The sequence below is a fragment of the Vibrio sp. R11-SG3-ISO3-SZ genome (assembly GCF_059834345.1).
In genome coordinates, this window is sequence record NZ_JCBDGX010000169.1 from 1 (window position 1) to 6,570 (window position 6,570).

Consider the following 6,570-nt stretch of genomic DNA (forward strand, 5'->3'; position numbering starts at 1 on the left):
GAAAAATGTTCAACTCCGATTGACACAAACTGGGGCAATGGGTCGCGGCGCGGCAGATGGGGCAATGGTTTTCAGTGAACAGATAGCCGCCGTCGCAGGCTTCGAACTCGGCCATGTAGCCTTCTTGTTCGCGTATCTCGACTAGGGCTTTGAGCTTGGCTTCCAGCGTCTCGCAGCCGTGCATACGCGCTTGATAGTGCGCCAAGGTTTGGCTTTCGCGATCAAGGGTCACCTTCTCCACCCCTTCGAGGCCATAAAGACGCTCTACTGCGTCGATGACTTGAATCGTCAGCTCTCCATGACGATCGGCAAAATGGCGATGGCCTTTCGCCGTTAAAGACCAGTGACGCGTCGGCCGACCCACTTTGACGCGAATATCTTCAATCGCCAGCAAGTGGTCGTCTTCCAACGCTTGCAAATGCTGGCGCGCGCCCATGGTCGTCATATCCAGCAGATCGGCAATCTGCTTGGCGGTCACGCTGCCTTCGCGTTTGATGATGTGGAGTATTCGCTCGCCCGTTTTCATGCGCCCCTCAGACTCACTTCTCCGCCCACATACTCTTCTACCCCTTGCTCTGTCTCAATCAACACCGCGCCTTGCGCGTTGATGCCTCTTGCAATACCGTACACCTCTCTTGGCCCCATAATGAGTTTTATAGGACGGCCGAGAAAGTTATCCAACCGGTTCCAACGCTCGACAAAACCGTTCATCCCTTGCAGTTCATAATCAGACAACGCGCGGTGCAGGGTTTTAATTAAGGTGATCGCCAGTTGATTGCGATCGACGCTTTCCCCGGTCACTTCAGAGAGTGAGGTCCAAGGCTGGGTAATCGCCGAGGTGGAGCGCTCGCTGCCCGCGGCCATTTGCAGGTTCATGCCCATGCCAATCACAAGGTTAGCAGCGCCGCCCGCTTGACCGGACATTTCGACCAAGATCCCGGCGAGTTTTTTGTCTTGATAATAGAGATCGTTGGGCCATTTGAGTTTCACACCGTCAATCCCGAGGGCTTCGAGGGCTTCGACAATCGCCACGCCGACCACTAAACTCAGGCCCATCGCCGCGGCCATGCCAGCATCGAGACGCCAAAACATCGAGAGATATAGGTTGGAGCCAAACGGTGAGATCCATTCTCGACCGCGTCGGCCGCGCCCTTTGGCTTGGTATTCCGCCAAACAGACCGCGCCTGATGTTAGGCTATCCGCTTGATTGAGAAGATGTTGATTGGTCGAGTCAATGATCGGAATGAGCTCAAGTGGCGTCGCCACGCCGGCTTTCAGCACGGCTTCATCGAGCAACTGCATCGGCTTAGCCAACTGATAACCTTTGCCCTGCAGGCGAAAGATGTCGACGCCCCACTCTTGAATGCCTTTAATGTGTTTACTGACTGCCGCGCGTGAGATGCCGAGCTGCTCACCGAGCGCCTCACCCGAGTGAAATTGACCATCACTGAGCTGGCTCAAGAGCGTGAGTTTGGTGTGGTGCTCTTTCATCGCATCTCTCCTTGCACTGCGCTATCGATGGACGACTTCGCCGCGCTGACTCGCCCCTCTTCCAGCAGCGTTTCAAGGCGCGTCTCACCATGTGGCCCCATAAAGCGCACTTCGTGCTCGAGCGTGACACCAAAGGTGGCTTGCACTTTAGCGCGCACCGTCGCGGCAAGGGTGAGCACATCATCGGCACTGGCGTTGCCAGTATTTACAATCACTAATGCTTGATTTGGATGTACTTGCGCGCCGCCAATGCGATGCCCTTTTAGCCCGCATTGATCAATCAACCAGCCAGCCGCGAGTTTCATCGCGCCTTCATCTGAATCCCCTGAGGGATAGGCCACCAGCGTTGGAAACGCATCGCTTAACCTTTCATAGTCTGATTTGCTCACGACGGGGTTTTTGAAAAAACTGCCTGCGTTACCTTGCACGCGCGGATCGGGCAGCTTTTCCTGCCTAACGCGGCACACAGTATCAAAAATCTCTTGGGCGGTGACGCTTTCACGCGCAAAGCCTTGCAGCGGGCCGTAAGCAATATTGGGCTGCCACGCTTTGGCGAGCTTTAAGCCAAGCGCCACAATCACCACTTTTTGGTATAAATCGCGTTTGAAAATCGAATCACGATAACCGAACTGGCACTCTTGCGCGTGCATTCGGCGTACTTCAAAGCTCTCCAGACAGAGCACATCAACGTATTCGCACACATCTTGTAGCTCCACGCCGTAAGCACCAATGTTTTGAATCGGCGCACTGCCTGCACAGCCCGGAATCAAGGCCAGGTTTTCTAACCCATCGTAGCCAGACTCTACACACCACTTCACCAGTGATGGCCAATCTTCCCCCGCCTCAATATGCAAATGCCAGTGGGTGTCGCTCTCTTGCACTGTTTTTCCGAACAAATGATTGACGATCACCACACCTTGATACGGAGCGGTAAACAGCATATTGCTCCCCTTGCCCAGCATCAGCTTAGGCAACCTCGCATAATCATGGCTTTGATAGATATCGATAATATCCTGCTGCGTGTGGGCTTCAATCAGCACCTCACAGGTTTGCGCGATAGCAAAGGTATGGTGGCAAGCGAGGTTGGCGTGGGTTTGAATGGTTTCAGGCATGGGTGTCAGCATGGATAAGGTTGGGTGGTTGACAGGTGTTGATATTCTACTCGATGGGAATGAGAGTTCCTAGTTTCTAGTGCCTAGTTCCTAGAAGGGGGGGGGGCATAGTTCCTAGTCTCTAGTTCCTAGAGGTGGTGGGTGGTGGGTGGTGGGTGGTGGGTGGTGGGTGGTGGGTGGTGGGTGGTGGGTGGTATTATGGAGAGAGGTAGATGCATGGCAAGGAGTTTGGGGTGTTTTCAAAGATTGTTGAGGTTGAGGCGATGAAGCTGCCGCTGGTGAACCGCTTGTATAAAGCGCACTATCCGGCGGGTAAGGCGAAGAGTGATGAGTTGGTGATTGCGGGCTATATCGGCACCGAAATAGCGGCGGTGGTACGCTTTCGAAGCCTTGCTGAATATCGCTTATTAACCGGCATGCTTGTGGTGCCGAGCCAGCGCGGTCAAGGGCTGGGTCACGCGCTGCTTGAGTATTGCCAAAAGTACATCCTCAGCCCACACGACTACTGCTTTGCCTACCCTCACCTCGAAGCCTTTTACGCCCAACATGGCTTTACCACGCTCGATAAAAACGCGCTGCCAAATGATGTGAAGAATCTGTTTGAGCGTTATGTGCGGGGTAAACCACAGTTAGTGGCGATGGGGATGGTAGCGGCGAACCTCGAGTAGAAGGTGGATATATATAGAGAAGACATCCCGAGAAGACGATAGGCAGCAGGTTCAAAGTTCAGTAGCGTGTATTCAAAAATCTGCTCAAAATCCTTTGCGGCAAGATTGGACAGTTTATACATTGTGTTTTTGCTTTACTTTGGCCGCGATATCATGAAGGGATAATGAGCACTCGCCACTTTGTTCACCCGCTGCAATAGCCATTTTTAGAGCCGTCGTTTGTTTCTCCTGTCTTTCGAGCAACCGCAATGCAGAACGAACGACTTCACTTGTTGAGCCATAGCGACCACTCGCTATGAGTTGACCGACAAAATCATCTAACTGAGAGCCAATCGTAATACTCGTTGTGCGTGACATATTTTCACCCATGAGTGTTAATATTTAACACAACCATAATGGATGAACTAACAATCAAAATCAAATCACGAGTTGCCTATAACGATAAAGCATACCGATAAGTTACCCATCCTCTAAGAACTCGCCACTAGAAACTAGGAACTCCCCCCACTAGGAACTTCCCCCCAAACACAGTAAAGTAACCATTAAAGCGAGACCCATCCTGCCTAGGTGAACAACGATGAATTCAAATCCAGACCGTTGGAAGCAACGTTTACAAAATTTAAGCAAAGCACAACAAAGGCTCCAAAAAGCCTGCGCGCAAGAGAGTTACAACGAACTGGAACTGGCGGGTTTAGTGCAAACGTTTGAGTTTTCCTTCGAGCTGACGTGGAAAACGTTAAAAGACTTGCTTGAATTCGAGGGCTTTGATGTCGCCTCTCCGCGCAGTGTCTTTCGAACCGCGCTGGAAGCGAAGCACCTCTCCTCTGAGCAGTGCGAAACACTATTGGAGGCGTTGAGCAAACGCAACCTGCTGTCGCATACCTATGACGAAGCCAACGTACTCGAAGCTCAACAACTCATTTTAGAGTCGTTTGCGCCGGTGATAGAACAAGTCACCCACTATTTGCAGGCTAAGCAAGGTTAACCCGCTTATGCTCACCCCAAACGTCGGCACCTGCGCTGCAGAGATGGGTCTAAAACCCCATCAATACCAATTAATCGAAGAGATTGTCCTGGCGCACCCACTCGTCGAGCACGCTTGGGTGTTTGGCTCAAGGGCATTGGGTACTTTTAAAGACAGCTCCGATATCGATCTCGCTCTCGAGGGTCCGCATCTTTCGATGAGTACCATCGCCCAAATTCAAGACCAATTTGAGCAATCAACGCTCCCCTACAACGTCGATGTGATCATCACACGCACTGTCACCTCCGAGGCCTTACTCGCTCATATTCAACGTCACGGTATTCAGTTGAAGTGAGGGGGAACTTCTCCACCACACACAAAAATACACTTTCGTCTTGACGCAAACCTATCAACCATCACCGATTTCTTGCTAAACTCCCTGTCCACTTTAAATAAAGGTAACGCCGTCACCATGATGACCAATCGTAATTTGTTTGAGCAACTGCCTGCTCTGGCTCAGGATCCAGCTCAGTTTGAAACGCTGTTTTCCGCGGCCGATTTTCGAACTCGCTTAATTGAGGCGATTCGTCAGGCAAGCAAGCGAATCTATCTGGTTGCGCTCTACTTGGAAGACGATGAGGCCGGCCGAGCGATCCTCACCGAGCTCTATGAGGCCAAACAGCGCAACCCAGGCCTCGATGTAAAAGTGTGCGTCGACTGGCACCGCGCGCAGCGTGGGCTGATTGGCGCAGAGCCAGGCGAAACCAACGCCGCGATGTACAAGCGCTTTGCTGAGCAGTATACCCATCGCGTACCTGTGTACGGCATTCCGGTTCGTGGGCGTGAAGTGTTTGGTGTGCTGCACCTCAAAGGTTTTGTGATTGATGACGAAGTCATCTACAGCGGCGCCAGCTTAAACAACATCTACCTTCATTATAAAGAACGCTACCGCTTTGACCGCTACCATGTATTGGCAAACCCAGCGCTCGCCGATAGTATGGCCGAGTTTATTGATGAAGCCATGGTGGCGCACCCGGCCGTGAACGATCTCGCGTGCCCAAGCAAGCCGGAAACCGCGCAGATCAAAGCGCAAATTCGTCAACTGCGCGCGCAACTCGCCAAAGCCAGTTACCCGTTTGAGCCGCAAAGCATTGGCGCGCATCAAGTGGCGGTGACGCCGATTGTCGGCGTGGGGAAAAAGCGCAACAAGCTCAACCAAAGCATCAACCATTTACTGGCGATGGCCAAAGATGAGATTTTCATCTGCACGCCCTACTTCAACTTCCCGCGCAGCGTCGCGAAAGAGGTGAAAAAAGCCATCCGTCGCGGCGTAAAAGTCACCATTGTGGTGGGTGATAAGACTGCCAACGACTTTTATATTTCCCCGGAGCAAGAGTTCAAAACCATTGGCGGCCTGCCTTATCTTTACGAGCGCAACTTGCGCGCGTTTGCCAAAGCCAATGAAGCCAATATTGCCGCCAGAAAGCTCTCCTTGAGACTGTGGAAGCACGATGAAAACAGCTTCCACCTGAAAGGGATTTGGGTCGATAAGCGTTACATGATGATCACGGGCAACAACCTCAACCCACGTGCTTGGAGCCTAGATCTCGAAAACGCGCTGCTCATCAGAGATGACTACCATCACCTGACCCCGCAGTTCGAGTTGGAAGTGGAGAATATTCTCAAGCACACGCAGTTAATCTGCACATATAAGCAAGTGGAGAAGTTTGAGGATTACCCGCTGCCGGTGAAGAAGCTGATGCGCAAGATCACCCGCGTGAGAGCCGATAGAGTCTTAAAACGCATTTTGTGATGGCTTATCCAAATCCATCGTGACACACGATATCTCTTTCGAGTATTCGCCAACCGTCCGCGCTAGCTGGGCGTAATATTCCCCTATTTGAGCGCAAAAAAAAGCCAAGTCAAAGACTTGGCTTCATACAAATGAGATACTCATGTATGTTAAACGTCATTTTTAAGGACATAGAGGGCCTTAAAAGATGGCAGCGTTTGGTACACGCCAACTACCCATAAATGCTATGAATAACTACCATCGGGCTGAGATTATAGGCGCATATGAAACCGTGTCAATAAAAGTGGCGTTTGGTCGTTAAAAAAACCAAAGGTCACACGTCAACGCTCACAATTTAACCACTGAATCATTGGATTCAGATTCTCTACGTAACCAGCTGGTGATGCGCCAAACATAACTCATCACAACGTTGTATGCCAAAAACACCAATACAAAGCCTGCAAACATCGTCGACTCCTCAATGCGCCACTGCTCTCCAGCAATACCAATGCACGCTAATGACATAGCAATCGCACAAATCAC

General features: G+C 51.4%; 8 protein-coding genes and 1 pseudogene. 4 read left to right on the forward strand and 5 right to left on the reverse strand.

What is annotated here, in order from left to right; translation table 11 throughout:
• The 3 genes from AC6R1O_RS18130 to murB all read right to left on the reverse strand — a co-directional run.
• On the reverse strand, positions 1-526 hold a 526-nt coding region (locus tag AC6R1O_RS18130), incomplete at its 3' end, for a helix-turn-helix transcriptional regulator (protein WP_500657573.1).
• Positions 523-1,491, reverse strand: coding sequence for a bifunctional biotin--[acetyl-CoA-carboxylase] ligase/biotin operon repressor BirA (gene birA / locus AC6R1O_RS18135; protein WP_500630028.1), 969 nt, complete (start codon positions 1,489-1,491; stop codon positions 523-525). The genes birA and AC6R1O_RS18130, both read right to left, overlap by 4 nt.
• A complete protein-coding gene (murB, locus tag AC6R1O_RS18140; RefSeq protein WP_500638821.1) occupies positions 1,488-2,603 on the reverse strand; it encodes a UDP-N-acetylmuramate dehydrogenase in 1,116 nt (371 codons plus the stop codon). Before murB ends, birA begins: the two co-directional genes overlap by 4 nt.
• 263 nt (positions 2,604-2,866) lie before the next feature.
• Between murB and AC6R1O_RS18145 the strand changes: the two genes are divergently transcribed.
• A complete protein-coding gene (locus AC6R1O_RS18145; protein ID WP_500657577.1) occupies positions 2,867-3,271 on the forward strand; it encodes a GNAT family N-acetyltransferase in 405 nt (134 codons plus the stop codon).
• A gap of 114 nt (positions 3,272-3,385) precedes the next feature.
• On the opposite strand, the gene AC6R1O_RS18150 is transcribed toward AC6R1O_RS18145, so the two are convergent.
• Positions 3,386-3,628, reverse strand: coding sequence for a type II toxin-antitoxin system ParD family antitoxin (locus AC6R1O_RS18150; protein WP_500627451.1), 243 nt, complete (start codon positions 3,626-3,628; stop codon positions 3,386-3,388).
• A 220-nt stretch (positions 3,629-3,848) separates the two neighbouring features.
• On the opposite strand from AC6R1O_RS18150, the gene AC6R1O_RS18155 reads away from it, so the two are divergent.
• The 3 genes from AC6R1O_RS18155 to pssA all read left to right on the forward strand — a co-directional run bounded on the left by AC6R1O_RS18155 (position 3,849) and on the right by pssA (position 6,048).
• Positions 3,849-4,256, forward strand: a complete 408-nt coding sequence (locus AC6R1O_RS18155) for an HI0074 family nucleotidyltransferase substrate-binding subunit (RefSeq protein WP_500657574.1) — start codon at positions 3,849-3,851, stop codon at positions 4,254-4,256.
• Between the two features lie 7 nt (positions 4,257-4,263).
• The gene (locus tag AC6R1O_RS18160; RefSeq protein WP_500657575.1) at positions 4,264-4,590 is read left to right on the forward strand and encodes a nucleotidyltransferase family protein; all 327 of its coding nucleotides are present in this window, start codon (positions 4,264-4,266) and stop codon (positions 4,588-4,590) included.
• A gap of 117 nt (positions 4,591-4,707) precedes the next feature.
• Entirely contained in the window at positions 4,708-6,048 is a 1,341-nt protein-coding gene (gene pssA / locus AC6R1O_RS18165; protein ID WP_500657576.1) for a CDP-diacylglycerol--serine O-phosphatidyltransferase, read from the forward strand.
• 327 nt (positions 6,049-6,375) lie between these two features.
• Here pssA and AC6R1O_RS18170 read toward each other — a convergent pair.
• Positions 6,376-6,570 (reverse strand): annotated as a pseudogene (locus tag AC6R1O_RS18170) (UDP-N-acetylglucosamine--undecaprenyl-phosphate N-acetylglucosaminephosphotransferase); the annotation flags it as partial.

What these genes read in the sequence shown, in the direction of transcription:
- AC6R1O_RS18160 (WP_500657575.1), top strand. Translation starts at nt 4,264, where the DNA reads ATGCTCACCCCAAACGTCGGCACCTGCGCTGCAGAGATGGGTCTAAAA.
- pssA (WP_500657576.1), top strand. Translation starts at nt 4,708, where the DNA reads ATGATGACCAATCGTAATTTGTTTGAGCAACTGCCTGCTCTGGCTCAG.
- AC6R1O_RS18155 (WP_500657574.1), top strand. Translation starts at nt 3,849, where the DNA reads ATGAATTCAAATCCAGACCGTTGGAAGCAACGTTTACAAAATTTAAGC.
- birA (WP_500630028.1), bottom strand. Translation starts at nt 1,491, where the DNA reads ATGAAAGAGCACCACACCAAACTCACGCTCTTGAGCCAGCTCAGTGAT.
- murB (WP_500638821.1), bottom strand. Translation starts at nt 2,603, where the DNA reads ATGCCTGAAACCATTCAAACCCACGCCAACCTCGCTTGCCACCATACC.
- AC6R1O_RS18145 (WP_500657577.1), top strand. Translation starts at nt 2,867, where the DNA reads ATGAAGCTGCCGCTGGTGAACCGCTTGTATAAAGCGCACTATCCGGCG.
- AC6R1O_RS18150 (WP_500627451.1), bottom strand. Translation starts at nt 3,628, where the DNA reads ATGTCACGCACAACGAGTATTACGATTGGCTCTCAGTTAGATGATTTT.